Genomic DNA, 19,429 nt, shown 5'->3' on the forward strand with positions numbered 1-19,429 from the left:
ATGACCAGCATCGTCGTCTTCGGAGGCACCGGCTACGCCGGCTCCGCCATCACCCGCGAAGCCCTCTCCCGTGGCATCGCCGTCACCGCCGTCGCGCGCGACACGAGCAAGCTCGACGCCGCCGAGGGCCTGACCCTGGCGCAGGGCGATGCCTTCGACGCCGACTTCGTGGCCGAGGTCACGAAGGACGCCGACGTCATCGTCGTCGCCCTGCACGCGGTCCAGGCCGACGGCAGTGAGCTCAAGGACGAGTTCCAGCACTTCGTCGACGCTGCGGCCAGCGCCGGTGCGCGTCTCGGCATCGTGGGCGGCGCCGGTTCGCTGCTCGTCGCCGACGGTGGACCGCGCCTGTTCGACTCGGCCGAGTTCCCGGACGCGTTCAAGGGCGAGGCGAAGAGCCACGCGCAGATCCTCGACGCGCTTCGTGCCTCGGACACCGACGTCGACTGGTTCTACGTCAGCCCGGCCGCCGGCTACGGCAGCTACAACCCGGGCGAGCGTCGTGGCACGTACCGCACGACCGACGAGGTCCTGCTGACCGACTCCGAGGGCAACTCGGACATCTCCGGCGACGACTTCGGCCTGGCCTTCGTCGACGAGATCGCGAACCCGGCGCACCACCAGGCGCGTTTCGGCGTGGCTTACTGAGGCAACCGCTCACCGGACGGGAGGCGCGTGGCGGGGCCGCCCCGTGCCTCCCGTCCGTCCCGGACTGCGTCCGCGCCCTGTTGCGGGCATTGCACCCCTGTGTGTCGGGGCGCGACGCCCGCAACGGGGCGCAACGCCTTGGCGCGCCGGTGCGCCCACCGCGCCCCGCTCAGTGGGCGACGATCGCCGGCAGGGGCACGTGGTGGCGCATGCGCACGGCCAGGTGCAGGCCGCCTCGGCGGGCGAGGACGAGCGCGATCACGGCGGCGGCCGCCGCGGGCACCCCACCGGCGACCATCATCCCGACGTGCGCCCCGAAGTGGTCGACGACCTGGCCCATGAGCGGCCCACCGATCGCCTGACCGCCGAGCAGCACGAGCACGTAGAGCGACATCACCCGGCCGCGGATCGCCACGTTCGACGACAGCTGCACGAGTGAGTTCGACGCGGTCTGGAACAGCAACTGCGACATCCCGACGGCGACGAGCGCCACGGTGAACGGCGCGATCACGGGGATCGACCCCGAGACGACGAGCAGCACCCCGGTCCAGAACACCCCACCGACGATGGTCCGGAGCCGCACGACCGCCCGCCGCGTGGAGAGCAGGGCGCCGACGAGCGCACCGATCGCCACGGCCGAGTTGAACACGCCGTACCCGGCGGCGCCGACGTCGTACACCTGTGACGCGAAGGCCGACAGCAGCACGGGCATCGTCAGCGCGAACACCGAGAAGAACGCGACGAGGATCACCGGCACGATGATCGTCGGCTTGTTCACGGCGTAGCGGAGCCCCTCGATCAGCTGCCCCTTGCCGCGGGGCGCCGGGGGCGTCCGGTGCAGTTCCGAGACCTTCAGGAACCCGAGCGTCACGACGACGGCGACGCAGGCGATCGCGTTCACGCCGAACGACCAGCCGGCCCCGACGGCGACGAGCAGCGCCCCGGAGAGCGCCGGGCCGATCATGCCGCCGAGCTGGAACACCGACGAGTTCACGCTGATCGCGTTGCGGAGGTGCTGGTGTCCGACGATCTCGGTGACGAACACCTGGCGGGCCGGGTTGTCGATGACGGTGACCATCCCGACCAGGAACGCGATCACCCAGATGTGCCAGGCCTCGACCACACCGGCGAGCGTCAGCACGGCGAGCAGCGCGGACAGCACCGCGAAGGCACCCTGCGTGATCATCATCAGCGCGCGCTTCGAGAACCGGTCGACGAGCACGCCGCCGAGCAGCCCGAACAGCAGCATCGGCGCGAACTGGCAGGCGACGGTGATGCCGACCTGCGCGACCGAGCCGGTCAGCTGCAGGACGAGCCAGTCCTGGGCGATGCGCTGCATCCACCCGGCGGTCATCGCGACGAGGTTGGTGGCCGTGAACAGCCGGAAGTTCGGCACGGACAGGGCGATGAGGGTGTGCCGCCAGGGCGGGCGGGTGGCCTGGATCGGGAGTGGTTCGGTGGGCGGGGGGAGGGTCGTCGATGACGCACTCACGGTGAGGGGTTCTCCGGACGTCGTTGCGGATCTGGTACCCCAACGAAACTACGTGGCCGCGGGCCATTCGACACCCCTATGGTGGCTATCAATCCATTGCGATGTCGAATGACCGAGCGAACGACCGCGCGAACGACCGCGCGACACTCGCACGAACGAACGAGGTGCCCGTGCTCGATCCGGTCCTGCTGCAGACCTTCCTGGCCGTCGCCGAGACGCAGAGCTTCACGCAGGCCGGAGCCCGCCTCGGCATCAGCCAGCCCACCGTCTCCCAGCACGTCCGGCGGCTCGAGACCGCGGTGTCCCGCACGCTCGTCGCCCGCGACACCCGTGGCGTCACCCTCACCGACAACGGCGACGCGATGGCCGGCTTCGCCCGGACGATCCTCGCGGCCCACGCCACCGCGGATGCGTACTTCTCGGGGTCGGCGACCCGTGGGCGCCTCCGGTTCGGTGCGGCCGACGACCTCGCGATCACGCAGTTGCCGCGCATCCTCCGGGACTTCCGGCGGCTGCACCCGCAGGTGAACCTCGAGCTGACGGTGAACCAGTCGTCACCGCTCCTGCGCCGGGTGCACGCCGGGCAGCTCGACCTGGTGTTCATCAAGCAGACCGCGGGGGAGTCCGCCGAGGGCACCCGGGTCGCGACCGACCAGATGGTGTGGATGGCGCAGGACGGCATCGCGGTCGAACGCGACGAGCCCGTGCCGCTCATCGCGTACCAGGCGCCGAGCATCAGCCGGCAGATGGCGATCGACGCCCTCGAGGCCGCGGGCCGCACCTGGCGGATCACCTGCAACACCCGCGACGTGAACGGCGTGCTGGCGGCGGTGCGCGCGGGGATCGGCGTGGCGGTGTTCCCGCACTCGCTCATCCCGGCGGACCTGGTGAAGGTGTCGCAGCGGCTCGGGCTGCCGGACCTGCCGGCGGTCGACTACGTCCTCATCGCGAACCCGACGGTGCAGCGCGAGCCGATCGACGCCCTGACGAACGCGATCCTGTCCCGCGGGGTCGTCCGCGCGGTCTGACCGCGCCAGCCGAGGGGCCGAACCGGAGACCGAGCCCGCTACGGCGCGAGGGTCGGGGTCGTCCCGGTCCCGGTCAGGTCGGGCAGCGTCACCCCGGCGAGCGGCAGCAGCGCCGACGCGACGGCCCACAGCAGCACGAGCGTGCCGACGCCACCGAGCACGGCGCCGAGCAGCGCGACCGGCCGCTGCCACGTCGCCGCACGGTCGCGCAGCGTCACGAGCGACACCACCAGCGCGAGGAGTCCGAGCACGACACCGACACCGTGCACGGTCGCCGGCGCGGTGAACCACCAGGCCGCGAGTCCGAGCGTCGCGATGCCCGCCACGGCGCCCAGGACCGCCCCGGGCGTCGCACCGAGTACACGGCGCGGCTCCGGCTGGGCGGCTGCGGCGACGGGCTGGTCGAGCAGTTCGGTCGGGAGGCCCGGCTCGGCCCCGACGGACGCGGTCGCCTCCGCCACGGGTGCGGTCGACGGCACGGTGGCGTTCGTGGCCGCGGGTGCAGCCGCGGACACCGGCGCCTGCAGGACCGCGCCGAAGGAGCGCATGTGGGTGGACGCCGGGGTCGGTGCCGGGGTCACGGCGGTGGCGGCGGCCTGCTGGTGGGCGAAGCGGCGGGGCGTGCGGAAGCCGATCGGACCGACGGGTTCGGGCTCGGTGCCCTCGACGACGACGTGCTCCAGCCCGGGCACGGAGAACCGGGGCTGTCCGGCGGAGGGCACGGGCGACGGTGCGGGGGCCGGTGCGGTGCGGGGAGCGGCGTCGATCGGTGAGACCGGGGCCGGTGCGGAGGCCACGGCGGCGGTGTCGAACGGCACGGTGTGCACGGTCGGTGATGTCGGGGCCGGTGGCAGGAGGTCCTGCTGCGGCGGGTAGTCGGGGACCGTGACGTCGTCCTCGACCAGGGTGGCGATGGACGCAGGCTCTGGCGTCGGCGCTGCCGTCGGGTCGAGCGTGGCCGTCGGCTGCGGGGCGGAGCCGAGCACGGCGGTGGGAGCCGGCGCACCGTGGGCGGCGCGCGACGTGGCGGGGGTGGGACGGGCCTCCTGGCCGGTGCTCGCTGCGGAGTCGGACGCGACCCGCCCGGCGGACGCGGCCGGTTCGACGACCGGTGCGGTCACCCAGGACGGGACGGGACGGCGCGGCCGTTCCGAATCCTGCATGCGATGCGACGCCACTGCGGTGCTCCCTTCGTCGACTGATCCATCGTCAGTTCTAGTGGCAACGGTCGCGGATGTCGCAGCCCCAGTTCCGGGGTCGCCGGTACGTTCGGGGCATGACCGGAATCGAACACCGTCCACTGGGTCCCTCGGGGCTCGTCGTCTCCACCGTCGGCCTCGGCTGCAACAACTTCGGGCGGCCGGGGACCGCTTCCGAGTCGCAGGAGGGCACCGACGCCGTCGTGCGCGCGGCACTCGACGCCGGGGTCACGCTCTTCGACACGGCCGACATCTACGGCGGCCGGCCCGGCATGTCCGAGGAGATGCTCGGCCGGTCGATCGCTGGGCGGCGTGACGAGATCGTGCTCGCGACGAAGTTCGGCATGGACATGCAGGGCGCGAACGGGCCGGACTGGGGTGTGCGGGGATCGCGGCGGTACGTCCGGTTGGCCGTCGAGTCGTCGCTCCGTCGCCTCGGGACGGACTGGATCGACCTGTACCAGATGCACCGTCCCGACGACGTGACCCCGATCGAGGAGACGCTGTCGGTCCTCGACGACCTGGTCCGCGAGGGCAAGATCCGCTACGTCGGGCACTCGAACTTCGCGGGGTGGCAGATCGCCGAGGCCGAGTTGACCGCGTCGATCGCCGGCACCACGGCGTTCGTGTCCGCGCAGAACGAGTACAGCCCGCTCGCCCGTGCCGCCGAGGCCGAGGTGCTGCCGGCCGTCCGCGCCTACGCCCTCGGGTTCCTGCCGTTCTTCCCGCTCTACAACGGGCTGCTGACCGGCAAGTACACGAAGGCCGGGGGTCCGGCCGACGGGCGTCTGTCGACGTCGAAGCCGCAGCTGCTCGAGGACGCCCCGTGGGACGTGCTCGACGACTACCAGCGGTTCTGCGACCACCGCGGTGTCACGATGCTGCAGGCGACGTTCGCGTGGTTGCTCGCGCAGCCGGGGCTGTCCAGCGTCATCGCGGGGGCGACGAAGCCGGAGCAGATCAAGCAGAACGTCGAGGCCGGCACCACGTGGGAGCCGACCGAGGACGACCTGGCCGACATGACGGTCATCTTCGACCGAGCGTAGGCGGGCGGCCGGCGCCGGGTTTCGCGCTGGACGACAGTTCGCGGACTCCGCAGTCCGTGATGTGTCGCTCAGCGCGAAACCGCGCGCGTCAGCGGGTGGCTGCCTGCAGTGCTTCGCGCAGCTGGTCGGCGGTCAGGCGCGGGCCGTAGCCGGGGGTGTCCCGCTGGATGCGCCAGCCCTCGGCGAGGGGTCCGGCGTCGACGACGTCGAAGCCGAACTCGTCGATGAGGTCCGCGGTGACCTGCTTCGCCTCGGCGTCGTCGCCTGCGATCACGAGGGCGCGACGGTCCGGTGTGCCGGCCGGGGTGGCGTGGCCGGTCAGGTCTGCGGCGCCGATGTGGTTGAACGCCTTGACGACCCGGGCGCCGGGCAGGTGGTCCTGCAGCAGCTCGGCCGTCGTCGTCGACTCGTCGTCGAGCGCGGCGATGTGGCCGTCGCGCTCCCAGTAGTAGTTGTTCGTGTCGATGACGACCTTGCCGACGAGCGGCCCCGCCGGGATCGTCTCGATGGCAGCGAGCGGCACCGTCACGACGACGACCTCGCCGGCGGCGGCAGCTTCGTCACGGGTGACCGCGCGGGCCTGGTCGCCGAGTTCGGCCACGAGGTCGGCCAGGGTCTCGGGGCCGCGGGAGTTCGCGATCACGACCTGGTGGCCGTGCTGCACCGCGAGCCGTGCGAGTTGGGATCCGATGTTGCCTGCGCCGATGATGCCGATCGTTGTCATGGTGTCCATCCAACGCTCGGCGGCCACGAGCATTCCCGGTGGGGCACGTGCGCCCCGGGCGGAGCATGATGGCGGCATGGACCACGAGTTCCGCGACGAGACCGACCAGGACCGCTACGCGATGTACGTCGGCGGCGAGCTCGTGAGCGTGCTCGACTACCGCGAGAACGGCGACGCGATCGCGTTCCCGCACACGTACACGGTGCCGAAGCACCGCGGGCACGGCTACGCGGCCGAGCTCGTCGAGTACGCGGTCGCCGACGTCGAGACGAACTCGACGATGCGGGTCGTGCCGATGTGCTGGTTCGTCGGCAAGTGGTTCGACGAGCACCCCGAGAAGTCAGACCTGCTCATCCGCAGTGCCGCGGACTGAGCCGACGCGAGAAGAGCGCCCCATGCCCACCATCACCCCCTTCCTCTGGTACGACGACCAAGCCGAGCAGGCCGCCCGGTACTACGTCGACCTGTTCCCCGGTAGTTCGATCGACAGCGTGGCGAAGACCCCGGACGGCGCGACCCTGGTCGTCGAGTTCACGTTGCTCGGGCAGCCGTACCGGGCGATGAACGGCGGCCCCGGACACCCGCACACCGACGCCGTCTCGTTCCAGGTCGACGTCGACACGCAGGACGAACTCGACCGCATCTGGGACGCCCTGCTCGCCGACGGCGGGAAGCCGAGCATGTGCGGCTGGTTGTTCGACCGCTGGGGTGTCGCGTGGCAGGTGACCCCGTCGATGATGGGGGAGCTCATGACCGGGTCGGGCGACCCCGAGGCGAACGCCCGTGTCTTCCAGGCGATGATGACGATGCAGAAGCTCGACATCCCCGCGCTCCGTGCCGCAGCTGCAGGTCACTGAGCCCGAATCTCGCGTACCGACCGGTATGGTGTCGGCACAGAAGACCGCCGGCCGGCGCCGGCACCGAAAGGCTGGAGCCACGATGGACCACCCGAGCTCCGGGATCCGGAACAGCGAGATCGGCCGGGCGTACACCGAGCTCGCCCGGATCACCCGACGTGCGAGCATCCGTGCCCGCGGGTCCGACCAGGCACTGAGCGTGGTCGACCAGTCCCTCGTCGACTTCGTGGTGCAGCACCCCGGCTGCATGGCCATCGACATCGCCCGGTACCTGCGCCTGAACCGCTCGACGATCTCGCGGCAGCTGTCCGGGCTCCTCGCCACGAAGCTGATCGAGACGACCGACGGCGGTACCGGCAACGCGAAGCCCCTCGTGGCGACGGACGCCGGTCGCACCGCGCTCGAACGCTCCGTGCAGCTGCACCGGGATGCGCTGGAGGAACGGCTCGCCGGCTGGTCCGACGACGACATCGCCCTGCTCGCCGGACTGCTCGAACGGCTCGGCGCCTCGGACGAGGCCGGACTGCCGATGCCCGGACGATCCTCGACGTGACCACGTCGTTCGTCCTGCTCTCCGACACGCACCTGCCGAAGCGGGCGAAGGACCTGCCCGCGGCGCTCTGGGTCGATGTCGCCGCCGCCGACCTGGTGGTGCACGCGGGGGACTGGGTCGACCTCGCCACCCTCGACGCCGTGCAGGCCCGATCCCACCGGTTCGAGGGCGTGCGCGGCAACAACGACGGCCCCGAGTTCGACGACCGGCTGCCGCTCGTCGCGCACTTCGCGGTCGAGGACCTGCGGTTCGCGCTCATCCACGAGACCGGTGCCGCGACGGGCCGGGAGCGCCGGGCGGCCGCCGAGTACCCGGACGTCGACGTGCTCGTCTTCGGGCACTCGCACATCCCCTGGGACACCGTCGCACCGACCGGGCTGCGGCTGCTCAACCCCGGCTCGCCGACCGATCGCCGTCGGCAGCCGGACTTCACGTGGATGCGCGGCACCGTGACCGGCGCCGACCTGGCCGTCGAGCTGGTGCGCCTGCCGCCGCCGGCCCGCTGAGGACACCCGCGCCGACGTTTCGCGCCAGACGACACCTCGCGGGTCGACGAACCCGTGAGGTGTCGGTCAGCACGTGAACTCGCCAGCGGCCCCCGCCAGCGGCATCGCGAAGAACGCCAGCTCCCACTCGGTCGAGCGGCGGAACGCGCGCGCCATCCGCCCCCGCTCGGACGGGGTCGCGGCCGCCGCCATCTCCTCGACCAGACGGGTCGCCTCGGCACTCGACGCCGCGAAGCCCGGGTCGCCGTACGCCGTGATCCAGTCCGCGAACGCGTGCCCGTCCGGCGCCGCGCCGAGCTGCGCCCCCACCCACGCGTAGACCCGGAAGCAGGGGAGCACTGCCGCGGCGAGCACGGCCGCCGACCCGGAGTCCGCCGCCTCCTGCAGGTGTGCGAGGTACCCGGCGCACGTCGGGTGGACTGGATCGTCGGCGTGGGTGCCGGCGAGGCGTCGGTGGTGCAGGTCGCGAGCCTCGGCGGCGCACCCCTCGGACGCCGCCGTCCAGAAGGCGGCAGCCGCAGCGCCAGCGCCAGCGCCAGCAGCGCTCGCCGCCAACGCCGCCAGGTGCTGCTCGTAGGCCCGCAGGTAGTGCACGTCCTGCGCGAGGTACCCGGCGAAGACGTCCGCGTCGAGCGTCCCGTCGCGCAGCCCGACCAGGAACCCGCACTCGATCGTCGCCTGCAGCACGGAGCCGACGTCGGACCACCACACGTTGGTGAAGGGGACCACGGGCAGCAACGCGCGGATCACGGCGCCGTGGTCGATCGGCCCGTTGCCGGACCCGACCTCCAGGGCATCGGCTCCCCGCAAGGCCGCCGTCAGCCAGGGCTTCGCCACCCCGACCGCGAGTTCCCAGTCTCCGTGCCGGGCGGCGAGCGTCGCGATCGCGCTCGACAGGGAGCACCCGGTGCCGTGCGTGTTGGTCGTCGCGACGCGGGGACCGGTGAACCGTCGAGCGGACCCCGACGGCGACACGAGCACGTCGTCGGAGGCCGGCCCCTCGTCGTGCCCGCCCTTCGCCAGCACGAGCACGTCCCACTTCGACGCCACGAGCCGCGCAGCGTCCAGCGCCGACAACGACGCAGGCGCCGCACAAGCCGCAGCCCCGGCCAGCTCCGCCAACACCTGCAACTCGGCCCGGTTCGGCGTCAGCAGGTCGGCCAGCCCGAACAGCGCCCCCATCGCCGCGGCGGCGTCCTCGTCGAGCAACCGGTCACCACTCGTCGCCACCATCACCGGGTCCACGACGACCACGGGCGGCCGGTGCTCCCGCAACCAGTCCGTCACGACGCGGACGACCGGTGCTGTGCCGAGCATCCCGATCTTCACGGCGTCGATCGTGACGTCGTCCGACACCGCGTCGAGCTGCTCCCGCAGGAACGCGACGTCCGGCACGTGCACCGACCGCACCCCGTGCGTGTTCTGCGCGACGAGGGCGGTGACCACGCCCATGCCGTAGCCGTCGTGCGCCGCGATCGCCTTGAGGTCGGCCTGCAACCCGGCGCCGCCCGTCGGGTCGGTCCCGGCGATGGCCAGGACGCGCGGGACGCTCACGACTCCGCCCCGTGGTGCGACGAAGCCCCCGACAGGAGGAACGGATCGCCCGCCGCGAGCCGCCCCGGCTCCGCCCCGTGGCCGGGTCCAGAGCTCCACGCGGCCACGTACGCGGCCGCTGCGGACCCGGGATCGGCCGCGGCGCAGATGCCCGACACGATCGCGACCCCGGCGGCGCCCGCTGCCCGGAGCGGCGCGACGTCGTCGAGGGTCACCCCGCCGATCGCCACGCACGGCACGTCCGTCGCTGCCGCGAGCCGGGCGAACCCGTCGTGCCCGAGCGCCGGCGGGTGGTCGGCCTTCGTGGTGGTGGGGTGCACGACCCCGACGCCGAGCAGGTCCACGGTGCCGCGGGGCAGCTGGGCGACGACCGCCAGGTGCTCCGGGGTGTTCGCGGTCAACCCGACGTGTGCGTCCGGCCCGAGCAGGGCGCGAGCAGCGGTCACGGGGACGTCCGACTGGCCGAGGTGCACCCCGGCGACCCGGTGTCCCGCGTGCCGAGCGGCGAGGGCGACGTCGAGCCGGTCGTCGACCACCACGGCGGCGCGGTCGCCCACGGCGTCGGCCACGGCAGCGGTCAGTGCCAGCAGGTCGCGCGCCGAGGCGTCCTTGTCGCGCACCTGCACGATCCGGACCCCGGCGTGCACCGCGGCGCGGACCACCCCGAGCACACCGACACCGTGCCGGTCGGCCAGCGTGCCGTCGGAGACCAGGTACACGCCGAAGTCCCCCGGCAGCCCGCTCATGCCGGCACCACCAGGGACGCAGGCTCGACCTCGACCGTGATCCGGGCCTCGCGGACGACGTCCTCGGGGGTGAGTGACGCCAACCGGTCCAGGAACAGCGGCTGGAAGGTGCCGGGGCCGCCGGCCTCGCGGGCGGCGAGCTCCGCGGCGATCGTGTGCACCGCGGTCGCCGCGACGGCGGCCGCACCGGCGTCGTCGGGCGCGACCGACGTGAACGCGGCGACGACCGCGCCGAGGGCACACCCGCCCCCGGTGATCCGCGTCAACAGCTCGGTGCCGTTCGCGACCCGGACCACACCGGTGCCCGGCGCGACCAACAGGTCGACGGGACCCGACACGGCCACCGCGGCCACGAGCCTCCCGGCCGCCTGACCGGACACGGCGTCGACCGCAGCCGCACGGGCGTCCTCGGTGCCCACCGTGCTGTCGACACCGCGGCCACCGGCCGACGTGCCGAGCAGGGCGAGGACCTCGGAAGCGTTGCCGCGCAGCACCGTCGGGTGCAGCGCCAGCAGGTCGCGGGCCAGGGCGGTGCGCACCGGCAACGAGCCGACCGCGACGGGGTCGAGCACCCAGGGGGTGCCGGCGTCGCGGGCGGCGTGCACGGCCTCGAGCGCCGCGACCCGGGGTTCGGCGTGCGGGGTGCCGGTGTTCACCAGCAGGGCGTCGGCGACCCGGGCGAACGGTCCCGCCTCGGTCGCCACGTCGACCATCGCGGGCGAGGCCCCGAGGGCGAGCAGCACGTTCGCGGTGACGTTCTGCACCACGGTGTTCGTGATGCACTGCACCAACGGGCTCCGGGCTCTGACGGCCTCGAGCAGTTCGGCGGTTCGGTGGGCCCAGGCAGGGGAGGGCGCAGCGGATTCCATGGACGATCCCTTCGCGAGTACGAGCTCGAGCAGGTTCGACGGGTGTGATCTCAGCCGCTGGTTGCGGCACCCCGTGTCTCGATCGACACCGTACACGAGCAGCCGTGCCGGGCCACGGCTCGTCGTCTCCGGCTCGTCGTCTCCGGCCCCGTCGTCTCCGGTCACATGCCCTGCACCGTGTGACAGGGTTGGTGTGTGCCTGACTCCACGCCTCCCGGACCGCCACCGGGCCCCCGCGACCCCGGCGACGCCTGGGCGGTCGGCCCCGACGGCACCAAGGCCTGGGGACTCTTCGGCGCCGCAGGGCTGCTCGTCGACGACGGTGCCGGACGCGTGCTCCTGCAGCACCGCGTCGAGTGGAGCCACCACGGCGGCACGTGGGGCATCCCCGGCGGCGCACGGCACCATGGCGAGGAGGCCGTCACCGGTGCGCTCCGCGAGTCCGCCGAGGAAGCCGGTGTGCCGCACGACGGCGTCGACCTGCGCCACACGGCACTCCTCGACCTCGGGTTCTGGACCTACACGACCGTGGTGGGGCGTGCCGCTCGGCCGTTCGAACCGGTGATCGCGGACCGCGAGAGCCTCGCCCTGTCCTGGATCCCCGTCGACGAGGTCGACGACCTGCCGCTCCACCCCGGGTTCGGGAGGTCGTGGCCGGCGCTCCGCGCGTCCCTCACCACCACCCCGCACGTCGTCGTCGACGCGGCGAACGTCGTCGGCAGCGTGCCCGACGGCTGGTGGAAGGACCGGGCGGGAGCCGCTGCACGCCTGCTGTCGTCCGTGACGGCGCTCGCCGAGTCCGGGGTGACCGCCGACGTGCTGGCGCTGCCGTTCGCTCGCTGGTGGCCGCGGTGGACCGTGGTGCTCGAGGGCGAGGCCCGCGAGGCCCGGGGTGCCTCCGGGTCGTCGGACGGCGCACTGCCCCGTGCACTGCCCCGTGCACTCGACGTCGTCGCGGCGCCGGGCTCGGGGGACGACGCCATCGTGGACGCCGCTCGTGCGGCGGTCGAGGCCGGCGACGGTCCCGTCGTGGTCGTCACGGCTGATCGCGAGCTCCGTGCCCGCGTCGAGGCGCTCGGTGCCGTGGTGCACGGGCCGTCCTGGCTGCGCGACCAGTTCTAGCGGCGGTACGCCGTCGGCGCACGGTGCGAGGTCGTTCGTTCGGTGCTGGCTTGATCGCTCCGTGCGCCGCATCAACCTCGCACCGAGCGGCCGGTGTCGCACGGACTGACGGACCGTGCACGGTGCGGCGCACGCCCGCGCCCCCGCGCCCCCGCGCCCGCGTCACCGCGCGCCTACGCCGTCGGCAGGTACCGCCGCGACGACACGAGCACCGCGCACCACGACACGACGCCGAGTCCGACGATCACCCAGAGGACGACCGGCAGCGCCACGACGTTCGCGATCGCCGCGATCACGGCCGGCGCCAGGAACCCCGCGTACGCCGCCGCGTAGAACACCCCGGTCAGTCCGGCCAGGTCGCGGGACCCCGCGATCCGCTGCACCTCGAGCAGCGACGACACCAGGGCGAGCCCGATCCCGACGCCGATGACGACGTTCGCGACGAGTCCGACCACGACGGACTGCAGCTCGATCGCGACGACGACCACGGCGATGCCGGCGGTCATGCACGCGAGTGCCGTCGTGAGCCCGCGGGCCGAGGTCAGCGAGTGCACGCGCCGCGCGAGGGGTTGGACCGCACTGGACACCCCGAGGGCGACGACGGTCGCGGCGGTGGCGAACAGCAGGCCCCACGCGCCGGTGGCTCCGGTGAGCCGGGTCGGCAGGTAGCCGTACCCGATCGCCGCCGAGCCGAAGATCCACGGGGCGGTGACGAGCACCACGCGGGTGAACCGTCGGTGCCCGGCGCTCGGCACCCGCAGCTGGCGCCACCACGGACCGGGGACACCGCCGGAGCGGTTGGTCTCGGGGGTGCGCCAGACGACGACGGCGAAGGGCAGGGCGACGACGATGTGGACCAGGAAGGGCAGCACCTCGGGGATCGGGCCCCACTGTGCGATGAGTCCGGCCACCAGCGCGCCGGAGGCCGAACCGAGCGTGAACGCCAGCGAGGCCCGGCGGGCACCGGACCCGGCGTCGGCGGCGGGGTCGAAGCGTCCCTGCGACAGCTCCTTCACCCAGCTGTTGCCGACGGCCATCGCGATGCCGACGGTGATGCCGGAGAACAGTCGTCCGGCTGCCAGGAACCCGGGGCCGAGCGGTCCGAGTGCGAGCAGTCCGCTGCCGACGACGGCGGACACGATGGCGGCGAGCATGAGGGGCTTGCGGCCGTGCCGGTCGGACAGGGACCCGGCGACGAGCAGCGCCGGCGCGAGCCCGAGCACGTAGACGCCCAGGAAGACGTTGACGACGACCGACGAGTAGTGCTCGCGGCCCTCGTACATGAGCAGCAGGGGTGAGAACTGGTTGCCGCCCCACGAGCAGACGAACACCGCGCCCCACACCGCGACCCAGGGCATCACGCGCGCCGAGGGGACGGACAGCGAGCCGGTGGTGGGGATGCTCCCCGTCGCGCTCACAGGGCACCCCGGTGCGAGGCGACGTGGTCGTGCAGGACCTCGGCGTAGCGGGCCGCGTCGCCTGCTGCCAGGGCTGCCGCGAGGGCTCGGTGGTCGTCGAGCGAGGCCTGCAGCTGCGACGGCTGCACCCGCATCAGCTGGTGTCGGAGCCGGTTCTGCCGGTCACGGAGCGTCTGTGCGAAGCGCACCGCGATCGCGTTCCGCGACGCGCCGATCACCGCACCGTGGAACGCCGCGTCGACCTCGATGAACCGGTCGACGTCGCCCGTCGCGACCGCCTGCTCCTGCTCCGCCAGCATGGCCTGGAGGCCCGGGGTGACGTCCGCCACGCGGCCGTCGGTCACGACGCGGGTCGCCGCCGTGGCCTCGATCGCCTCGCGCATCTCCAGTACGTCCGCCGCCTCGTTCGGGGACATCGGGCGCACCACCGCACCCTTGCGGGACTCCAGGGTGAGCAGGTCCTCGGCGGCCAGGCGCAGGAAGGCCTCGTGCACGGGGGTGCGGGACACCCCGATCTCCTGGCACAGGGCGTTCTCGCTGATCGCGGTGCCACCGGGGAGGTCGCCGCGGATGATCGCCCGTTTGACGTGGTCGTACGCGCGGTCGGATGCGGCCTGGGTCGTCGTGTGCTGCTCCACGGTGCACGATCGTACGCCCTTGCATGCAACGCTGCATGCCGTCACGTGACGTGTTGTTCACACCACCGGGTCACACGCGGCGGCGCACGTCGATACGCTGGCCGGACGTCAACGGAGACGCACACACAGGAGGTTCCCCATGGAGCGGATCACCAGGGCCGACGACCGAGTCCACCGCCCGGCCGGACCGTGGACACCGACCGTCCACCGGCTGCTCGCACACCTGCACGAACAAGGGTTCGTCGCGGCACCGGAACCGATCGAGCACGGCGACACCCTCGAGACGGTGTCGTTCGTCCCCGGGGTCGCCGGGGAGTACCCGTGGACCGAGGACGTCGCGAGCGAAGCCGCCCTCGTCACGAGCGCACGACTGCTCCGGCACTTCCACGACGCCGCGACCACGTTCCCGCGTGACGGGGCACGCGACTGCTGGTCACAGGCCGAACGCACCCCCGTCGAGACGATCGTGCACGGCGACTTCGCCCCGTACAACTGCGTCTACGACGGCATCCAGGCCGTGGGGCTCATCGACTTCGACACCGCACACCCCGGTCCCCGGGTCTGGGACGTCGCGAGTGCCGTGTACCGGTTCGCCCCGTTCACCACCGGCGCCGTCGAGGGCATGACCGCCCCGGACCTCGACGACCGGCTCGCCCGTGCCGCGGAGTTCTGCCGCGCCTACGACCTCGACGACCGCTCCCGCAGCGTCCTCGCCGAGACGATGGCCGCGTCCCTCGTCGCGATGGTCACCACCATGGAGACCGAGGCCGCCGCCGGCAACCCGAAGTTCGTCAGCGACCTGGCGCACGGGCACGCCGACCTGTACCGGGCCGACGTCGCCTACATCGAGCAGCACGCCGACGCCATCGCCGCCGCCGTCGCGTGACCCCGACCCCTGCGCAGCTCCGCACGCTGCGGCTCGCCGCGCAGGGGATCGCCGTCGCCGGCCTCGGCCCCACCGGTGCGGTCGAACGGATGACCGCCGTGCAGGGGCAGGACCTCGGCCAGGTGCTCTGGGCCATCGGGGTCCGCGCACCCGGAGCCACCCGTGACGACGTCCGCGCCGCCTTCGACCGCGGCGAGCTCGTCCGCTCGTGGCCGATGCGGGGCACCCTGCACGCCATGCGCCCCGACGACCTCCGGCTCCTGCTCTCCCTGACCGCCGAACGGACCCTGCGCAGCGTCGCCCGACGCGCCACCGAACTCGGCATCGACCAACCCCTGCTCGACCGAGCACGGGACACCACCGTCGCCGCACTGTCCGGCCGCCGCGCCCTCGTCCGCGACGAACTCTTCGACGAGTACCGCGCCGCCGGCATCGACCCCACCGCCGGCCGCGGCTACCACCTGCTGCTGCAGCTCTCGCAAGAGGGACTCGTCGCCTGGGGCCCCACCGCCCGCGTCGGCCAGGGACTCGTGCTCCTCGACGAGTGGGCACCGGCGCTCACCGAGGTCCCCGACCCCGAGGAGGCACTCCGCCGGGTCCTGCTCGGGTACCTGCGCGGCCGGGGCCCCGCCACCGAGGCCGACGCCGCCAGCTGGACGAAGCTCCCGCTGGGTGACCTCCGCCGCGCCCGAGCCGCCGCCGGCGACACCGTCGAGGACCTCGGCGACGGGCTCCTCGCGCTCGCCGACCGTCCCACCACCAGTGGCACACCCACCGGCCACCTGCTGCCCGGGTTCGACGAGTACCTGCTCGGGTACGCCGACCGCTCCGCCCAGCTCGACCCCGCACACGCCGACCGGGTCGTCCCGGGCTCCAACGGCATGTTCCTGCCGATGGCCGTCGTCCGCGGGCGGGTCGTCGGCACCTGGAAGCGGACCGAGCGCGCCAGCGGGGTGGCCGTCACCGTCACACCCTTCGCGGCACTCGACACGGCATCGGTGCGCGCGCTCGAGGCGGCCGCCGCCCGGTACGCGCGGTTCCTCGACGCGCCCGTCGCGTTCGGGGTGGTGGAGGCGACCAGCCGCTGACCGCAGCCGGTGGGGTCGAGTCCATCCGTTCCTCCAGGCCGTCCCCAGCAACCACGCGGCGGACTCGTACCCTGCCTCGGGTAATGTCGCAGGGCCATGACCGACAGCCCGGCCGACGCCACCCCGTACGAAGTCCTCGGCGTCCCCGCGACCGCCGACGACGACGCGCTCCGCCGCGCCTACCGGCGCGCCGCCCGCGAATCCCACCCCGACCTCGGCGGCGACGCCCAGCACTTCCGCCGCGTCCAGCTCGCCTGGGAGCGCATCGGCACGCCCGCAGCGCGCCGCGCCTACGACGCCGGCTCGCGCGGCTCGTTCAGCAGCGGCGGCGCCGGTCCGTTCAGCACGTCCGGTGCGTCCGGTTCGTCGACCGGGAGGCCCGACACCGGTCGCGACGCCTACGCACCCCCGTCAGCCCGTCGCGACACCCGCCCCCGCGCCCGGTCCCACGGACACCCCGGCGGACGCTCCCGCGAGGTCTTCCTGCAGGCAGAACGCGAATGGGTCGGACTCGGCGACCCCATCGAGGACCCCTACGACCCCACCCTCATCCGTTCCGCGCCCCGGCACATCCGACGGCTCCTCGGCGAAGCGCTCGCCGAAGAGGCCACCGCCTCGATCGTCTCGGACATGGGCATCGGCGTCACCGTCTGGCACGACCTCGACGCCGGGGCCGAGGGCAAGCTCGACCACGCCGTCCTGACCCCGAGCGGGCTCTGGGCCGTCGAGTCGATCGACTGGGGAGCCCCGGTCCGGGTCGAGCACGGCGACATCGTCGGGGAGACCCTGGCGCCCGGCGAGCGTCCGGTGAAGGAACTCGTCCGCGCCGCCCGTGCCGTGCAGAAGCAGACCCGGGTGCGGTTCACCGGCCGGCTGCTCGTCGTGCCGGACTCCGCGGTCGAGGTCGACGTGCAGCTCGTCGGCTCCCCGAAGAAGCCGACTGCCCTGGTCGTCCGCCGCAGTGCGCTCGGGCAGGTGCTGAACGGCGTGTGGTCCCCGCCCGGATCGGTCGACGTGTTCGAGATCCGCGACCGACTGCAGCAGACCGTCCGCTTCGTCTAGCGACGGGCGTCAGTAGCCGCGGAGCTTCTCGAGGTCGCGGCGCTCCCGCTTGCTCGGGCGTCCGGCACCGCGGTCGCGCATCGGCACGAACCCCGCCTCTTCCTTGGACAGCCGCGGCGGGGTCTTGTCCTCGAAGTGCTTCGCGGCCTCGGGGGCGCTCGTCCGCTTCAGGATGATGCCCGTGACGACGACGATCCGGTCGAAGCCGTTCTGCCGCACCCGGACCTCGTCGCCGGGGCCGATCGGCTGCGCGGGCTTCGCGCGCTCCCCGTTCACCCGGACGTGCCCGGCCTTGCACGCGGCGGTCGCAGCGGAGCGGGTCTTGGTGATCCGCACCGCCCAGATCCAGCTGTCCACGCGAGCCTTGGCCATCCCCTCACTCTAGGCGGCCCCTACGCTGGGCGGGTGAGCACCGAGGAACAGGCTGCGATCGCGCGGGTCCGTGCGCTCGGCGTGCTCCACGCTGCCGCGATCGGGGTCCGGCTCGTGGTCCGGGCGCACCACGGTGACGGCGCACAGGACGCCCTCGGGGACCTCGTCGCCCGCACCCCCGACACCGTGACGATCGCCACCCGCCGCGGCCCGGTCGAGGTCCGGCTCGACGACGTCGTCGCCGCAAAGCCCGTCCCGCCGCCCCCACCCCCGCGCGCGCCCCGCCGCTGACGCGCGCGAGTGGCGGCTCGGTGCGAGGTTGTCCGCCCGGTGCGAGGTTGTTGCGCGGCACGGAGTGGTCAACCTCGCACCGGGCGGAGCGCACGCGCCCGCCCGCGCGCGCACGGCGAGCCGCACCCCTCCGCACCCCGCACCCGACGTAGCCTCGTGCCATGGCAGTCCCCGTCCCGCTCGGCACCGAGGACCGCACCGCCCGCCTCACCCTCCGCCGCCCCGACCAGTGGCGCCGCGAGGACTCTGCCCAGGCGGACCTGCGCGTCACCGGCGACGACATCGTCCTCACCGTCCGATCCCGACCCAGCGACCGCGCGATCGGCGACGAGAACACGGGCCTCCTCGCGAGACTGCCCGGTTCCGTCGAAGGGCTGCTGCTCGTCGGCTGCGACACCTGGACCGCTGCCGGGGCTCCCGCGCGCCTGGTCGAGTACGTGCGTCCCGACGAACACGGCGACGTCGCGGGTGCGCACCTGCTCTTCGTCACCGGGCGGCACCGCGTCGACCTGACGATCGAACGCCCCCTGGCACGCCTGCTCGAGACCGACGAGCTCGTGTTCGCGGTCCTCGAGAGTGTCCGCGCCACCGAGCCGTCCCCGGTCCGCCCCGAGCGCGACCTCGAGCCGCTGCCCACCCCGGCACCCGGCCCGGAGCTCGACGGCCCCCGCCTGAGCGCCGACGCCGTCGGCACGCTCAAGAGCCTCGCCGGACGCCGGTGGAACCCGACGCTCCTCCGCACCGCGGCGGGCCGCGAACTCATCGAAGCAGGCCTCGTCGGCCGACTCGGCACGCTGCCGGAGTCGACCCAGACCCTGCTCGAGCCGTGGCAGGGCGATGCCCAGCCGGTCACGCTGGAACAGCACCTGCAGGGCGGTGGCGAGTCGCGCCTCCAGGCCTGGTCGCAGACCGTCGTGGACGGGACCGCCGAGGCGGGCGCGGTGGTCGCGTCCGTCACGCCGGACCGCGCGGTCGCGCTGACGGCCGGGAGGCTCGGCATCGGCCCGACGTGGACCTTCCCGTTCCGCACGGGGTCGCTCCCAGGGCACCTGCTCGGCCGCCGGCTGGCCGGCGGCTCCGACGCACCGGACCTGCCGGAGGCCCTCGTCGAGGCGGACCCGCGGCTCGCGCGCTTCTGGGCGGCGCCGTGGACGGTGTCGTACCTGCGTCGACCGGGCAAGCCGAAGCCCGTGACGATCGTGCGTGCCGAGGGGATCGGCTTCGCCCGCGTGGGCAAGACGGAAGCCGGGGAGACCGTCTTCCAGACGGACTCCCCGGCCAACGTGTACCGGTCGGTGGTGCGGGCGCTGCTCGGCTGAGGCGGCGCGCG

22 protein-coding genes and 1 riboswitch are annotated in these 19,429 nt (G+C 73.4%); of the genes, 13 read left to right on the plus strand and 9 right to left on the minus strand.

Annotated features, from left to right (window positions below; translation table 11 throughout):
- Entirely contained in the window at positions 1-648 is a 648-nt protein-coding gene (locus ACIPV1_RS00465) for an NAD(P)-dependent oxidoreductase (protein ID WP_159574233.1), read from the plus strand.
- A 169-nt stretch (positions 649-817) separates the two neighbouring features.
- Here the strand turns inward: ACIPV1_RS00465 and ACIPV1_RS00470 are convergent, their stop codons facing one another.
- Positions 818-2,140, minus strand: a complete 1,323-nt coding sequence (locus tag ACIPV1_RS00470; RefSeq protein ID WP_123292432.1) for an MFS transporter — start codon at positions 2,138-2,140, stop codon at positions 818-820.
- A 170-nt stretch (positions 2,141-2,310) separates the two neighbouring features.
- Between ACIPV1_RS00470 and ACIPV1_RS00475 the strand changes: the two genes are divergently transcribed.
- The gene (locus ACIPV1_RS00475) at positions 2,311-3,168 is read left to right on the plus strand and encodes a LysR substrate-binding domain-containing protein (protein WP_123292823.1); all 858 of its coding nucleotides are present in this window, start codon (positions 2,311-2,313) and stop codon (positions 3,166-3,168) included.
- A gap of 38 nt (positions 3,169-3,206) precedes the next feature.
- Here ACIPV1_RS00475 and ACIPV1_RS00480 read toward each other — a convergent pair whose 3' ends face one another.
- Complete coding sequence (locus ACIPV1_RS00480; protein ID WP_402725550.1) at positions 3,207-4,289, minus strand: hypothetical protein; 1,083 nt, start codon at positions 4,287-4,289, stop codon at positions 3,207-3,209.
- A 155-nt stretch (positions 4,290-4,444) separates the two neighbouring features.
- Here ACIPV1_RS00480 and ACIPV1_RS00485 point away from each other — a divergent pair, with 155 nt between their 5' ends.
- On the plus strand, positions 4,445-5,413 hold the full coding sequence (locus tag ACIPV1_RS00485; RefSeq protein WP_402725551.1) for an aldo/keto reductase: 969 nt from the start codon (positions 4,445-4,447) through the stop codon (positions 5,411-5,413).
- An 88-nt stretch (positions 5,414-5,501) separates the two neighbouring features.
- Here ACIPV1_RS00485 and ACIPV1_RS00490 read toward each other — a convergent pair whose 3' ends face one another.
- Positions 5,502-6,137 carry an NADPH-dependent F420 reductase gene (locus ACIPV1_RS00490; protein ID WP_402725552.1) on the minus strand — a complete coding sequence of 212 codons (636 nt, stop codon included), beginning with the start codon at positions 6,135-6,137 and terminating at the stop codon, positions 5,502-5,504.
- Between the two features lie 76 nt (positions 6,138-6,213).
- Between ACIPV1_RS00490 and ACIPV1_RS00495 the strand changes: the two genes are divergently transcribed.
- The 4 genes from ACIPV1_RS00495 to ACIPV1_RS00510 all read left to right on the plus strand — a co-directional run bounded on the left by ACIPV1_RS00495 (position 6,214) and on the right by ACIPV1_RS00510 (position 8,053).
- Positions 6,214-6,510, plus strand: a complete 297-nt coding sequence (locus tag ACIPV1_RS00495; protein ID WP_402725553.1) for a GNAT family N-acetyltransferase — start codon at positions 6,214-6,216, stop codon at positions 6,508-6,510.
- A 22-nt stretch (positions 6,511-6,532) separates the two neighbouring features.
- Positions 6,533-6,994 (plus strand): VOC family protein, encoded by a 462-nt coding sequence (locus tag ACIPV1_RS00500; RefSeq protein WP_123292436.1) that lies wholly within the window; start codon positions 6,533-6,535, stop codon positions 6,992-6,994.
- Between the two features lie 82 nt (positions 6,995-7,076).
- The gene (locus ACIPV1_RS00505) at positions 7,077-7,547 is read left to right on the plus strand and encodes a MarR family winged helix-turn-helix transcriptional regulator (RefSeq protein WP_123939187.1); all 471 of its coding nucleotides are present in this window, start codon (positions 7,077-7,079) and stop codon (positions 7,545-7,547) included.
- Positions 7,544-8,053 (plus strand): metallophosphoesterase family protein, encoded by a 510-nt coding sequence (locus tag ACIPV1_RS00510; RefSeq protein ID WP_402725554.1) that lies wholly within the window; start codon positions 7,544-7,546, stop codon positions 8,051-8,053. The genes ACIPV1_RS00505 and ACIPV1_RS00510 overlap by 4 nt, the downstream gene beginning before the upstream one ends.
- A 66-nt stretch (positions 8,054-8,119) precedes the next feature.
- Here the strand turns inward: ACIPV1_RS00510 and thiD are convergent, their stop codons facing one another.
- From thiD to thiM, 3 genes are all read right to left on the minus strand, one after another.
- Positions 8,120-9,607 carry a bifunctional hydroxymethylpyrimidine kinase/phosphomethylpyrimidine kinase gene (thiD, locus tag ACIPV1_RS00515; RefSeq protein ID WP_402725555.1) on the minus strand — a complete coding sequence of 496 codons (1,488 nt, stop codon included), beginning with the start codon at positions 9,605-9,607 and terminating at the stop codon, positions 8,120-8,122.
- Positions 9,604-10,353 (minus strand): thiamine phosphate synthase, encoded by a 750-nt coding sequence (thiE, locus tag ACIPV1_RS00520; RefSeq protein WP_402725556.1) that lies wholly within the window; start codon positions 10,351-10,353, stop codon positions 9,604-9,606. Before thiE ends, thiD begins: the two co-directional genes overlap by 4 nt.
- Complete coding sequence (thiM, locus tag ACIPV1_RS00525) at positions 10,350-11,222, minus strand: hydroxyethylthiazole kinase (protein ID WP_402725557.1); 873 nt, start codon at positions 11,220-11,222, stop codon at positions 10,350-10,352. Before thiM ends, thiE begins: the two co-directional genes overlap by 4 nt.
- A riboswitch (TPP riboswitch) is annotated at positions 11,211-11,306 on the minus strand. It overlaps the preceding gene by 12 nt.
- A 111-nt stretch (positions 11,307-11,417) precedes the next feature.
- Here thiM and ACIPV1_RS00530 point away from each other — a divergent pair.
- On the plus strand, positions 11,418-12,344 hold the full coding sequence (locus ACIPV1_RS00530) for an NUDIX domain-containing protein (RefSeq protein ID WP_402725558.1): 927 nt from the start codon (positions 11,418-11,420) through the stop codon (positions 12,342-12,344).
- A gap of 173 nt (positions 12,345-12,517) precedes the next feature.
- Here the strand turns inward: ACIPV1_RS00530 and ACIPV1_RS00535 are convergent, their stop codons facing one another.
- Positions 12,518-13,762, minus strand: coding sequence for an MFS transporter (locus ACIPV1_RS00535; protein WP_402725559.1), 1,245 nt, complete (start codon positions 13,760-13,762; stop codon positions 12,518-12,520).
- Positions 13,759-14,400, minus strand: a complete 642-nt coding sequence (locus ACIPV1_RS00540; RefSeq protein WP_123672589.1) for a GntR family transcriptional regulator — start codon at positions 14,398-14,400, stop codon at positions 13,759-13,761. The genes ACIPV1_RS00535 and ACIPV1_RS00540 overlap by 4 nt, the downstream gene beginning before the upstream one ends.
- 139 nt (positions 14,401-14,539) lie before the next feature.
- Between ACIPV1_RS00540 and ACIPV1_RS00545 the strand changes: the two genes are divergently transcribed.
- From ACIPV1_RS00545 to ACIPV1_RS00555, 3 genes are all read left to right on the plus strand, one after another.
- Positions 14,540-15,286, plus strand: a complete 747-nt coding sequence (locus ACIPV1_RS00545) for a phosphotransferase enzyme family protein (RefSeq protein WP_123292443.1) — start codon at positions 14,540-14,542, stop codon at positions 15,284-15,286.
- Entirely contained in the window at positions 15,283-16,374 is a 1,092-nt protein-coding gene (locus tag ACIPV1_RS00550) for a winged helix DNA-binding domain-containing protein (RefSeq protein ID WP_402725560.1), read from the plus strand. Before ACIPV1_RS00545 ends, ACIPV1_RS00550 begins: the two co-directional genes overlap by 4 nt.
- Before the next feature lie 96 nt (positions 16,375-16,470).
- Positions 16,471-17,436 carry a DnaJ domain-containing protein gene (locus ACIPV1_RS00555; protein ID WP_402725561.1) on the plus strand — a complete coding sequence of 322 codons (966 nt, stop codon included), beginning with the start codon at positions 16,471-16,473 and terminating at the stop codon, positions 17,434-17,436.
- Between the two features lie 9 nt (positions 17,437-17,445).
- On the opposite strand, the gene ACIPV1_RS00560 is transcribed toward ACIPV1_RS00555, so the two are convergent.
- Positions 17,446-17,808 (minus strand): RNA-binding S4 domain-containing protein, encoded by a 363-nt coding sequence (locus ACIPV1_RS00560; protein ID WP_123292446.1) that lies wholly within the window; start codon positions 17,806-17,808, stop codon positions 17,446-17,448.
- Between the two features lie 33 nt (positions 17,809-17,841).
- Between ACIPV1_RS00560 and ACIPV1_RS00565 the strand changes: the two genes are divergently transcribed.
- Together ACIPV1_RS00565 and ACIPV1_RS00570 are read left to right on the plus strand one after the other, a co-directional pair.
- Entirely contained in the window at positions 17,842-18,099 is a 258-nt protein-coding gene (locus ACIPV1_RS00565) for a hypothetical protein (protein WP_402725562.1), read from the plus strand.
- Between the two features lie 161 nt (positions 18,100-18,260).
- The gene (locus ACIPV1_RS00570) at positions 18,261-19,418 is read left to right on the plus strand and encodes a hypothetical protein (RefSeq protein ID WP_402725563.1); all 1,158 of its coding nucleotides are present in this window, start codon (positions 18,261-18,263) and stop codon (positions 19,416-19,418) included.
- The last annotated feature ends 11 nt before the right edge of the window (positions 19,419-19,429 follow it).

This window comes from Curtobacterium sp. NPDC089991 (assembly GCF_044748425.1).
In the GTDB taxonomy this organism is placed as follows: domain Bacteria; phylum Actinomycetota; class Actinomycetes; order Actinomycetales; family Microbacteriaceae; genus Curtobacterium.

Excerpts from the sequence above, each read along its gene's own strand:
- ACIPV1_RS00465 (WP_159574233.1), top strand. The coding sequence starts at position 1 with ATGACCAGCATCGTCGTCTTCGGAGGCACCGGCTACGCCGGCTCCGCC.
- ACIPV1_RS00485 (WP_402725551.1), top strand. The coding sequence starts at position 4,445 with ATGACCGGAATCGAACACCGTCCACTGGGTCCCTCGGGGCTCGTCGTC.
- ACIPV1_RS00490 (WP_402725552.1), bottom strand. The coding sequence starts at position 6,137 with ATGACAACGATCGGCATCATCGGCGCAGGCAACATCGGATCCCAACTC.
- ACIPV1_RS00495 (WP_402725553.1), top strand. The coding sequence starts at position 6,214 with ATGGACCACGAGTTCCGCGACGAGACCGACCAGGACCGCTACGCGATG.
- ACIPV1_RS00500 (WP_123292436.1), top strand. The coding sequence starts at position 6,533 with ATGCCCACCATCACCCCCTTCCTCTGGTACGACGACCAAGCCGAGCAG.
- ACIPV1_RS00505 (WP_123939187.1), top strand. The coding sequence starts at position 7,077 with ATGGACCACCCGAGCTCCGGGATCCGGAACAGCGAGATCGGCCGGGCG.
- thiE (WP_402725556.1), bottom strand. The coding sequence starts at position 10,353 with ATGAGCGGGCTGCCGGGGGACTTCGGCGTGTACCTGGTCTCCGACGGC.
- thiM (WP_402725557.1), bottom strand. The coding sequence starts at position 11,222 with ATGGAATCCGCTGCGCCCTCCCCTGCCTGGGCCCACCGAACCGCCGAA.
- ACIPV1_RS00545 (WP_123292443.1), top strand. The coding sequence starts at position 14,540 with ATGGAGCGGATCACCAGGGCCGACGACCGAGTCCACCGCCCGGCCGGA.
- ACIPV1_RS00555 (WP_402725561.1), top strand. The coding sequence starts at position 16,471 with ATGACCGACAGCCCGGCCGACGCCACCCCGTACGAAGTCCTCGGCGTC.
- ACIPV1_RS00560 (WP_123292446.1), bottom strand. The coding sequence starts at position 17,808 with ATGGCCAAGGCTCGCGTGGACAGCTGGATCTGGGCGGTGCGGATCACC.
- ACIPV1_RS00570 (WP_402725563.1), top strand. The coding sequence starts at position 18,261 with ATGGCAGTCCCCGTCCCGCTCGGCACCGAGGACCGCACCGCCCGCCTC.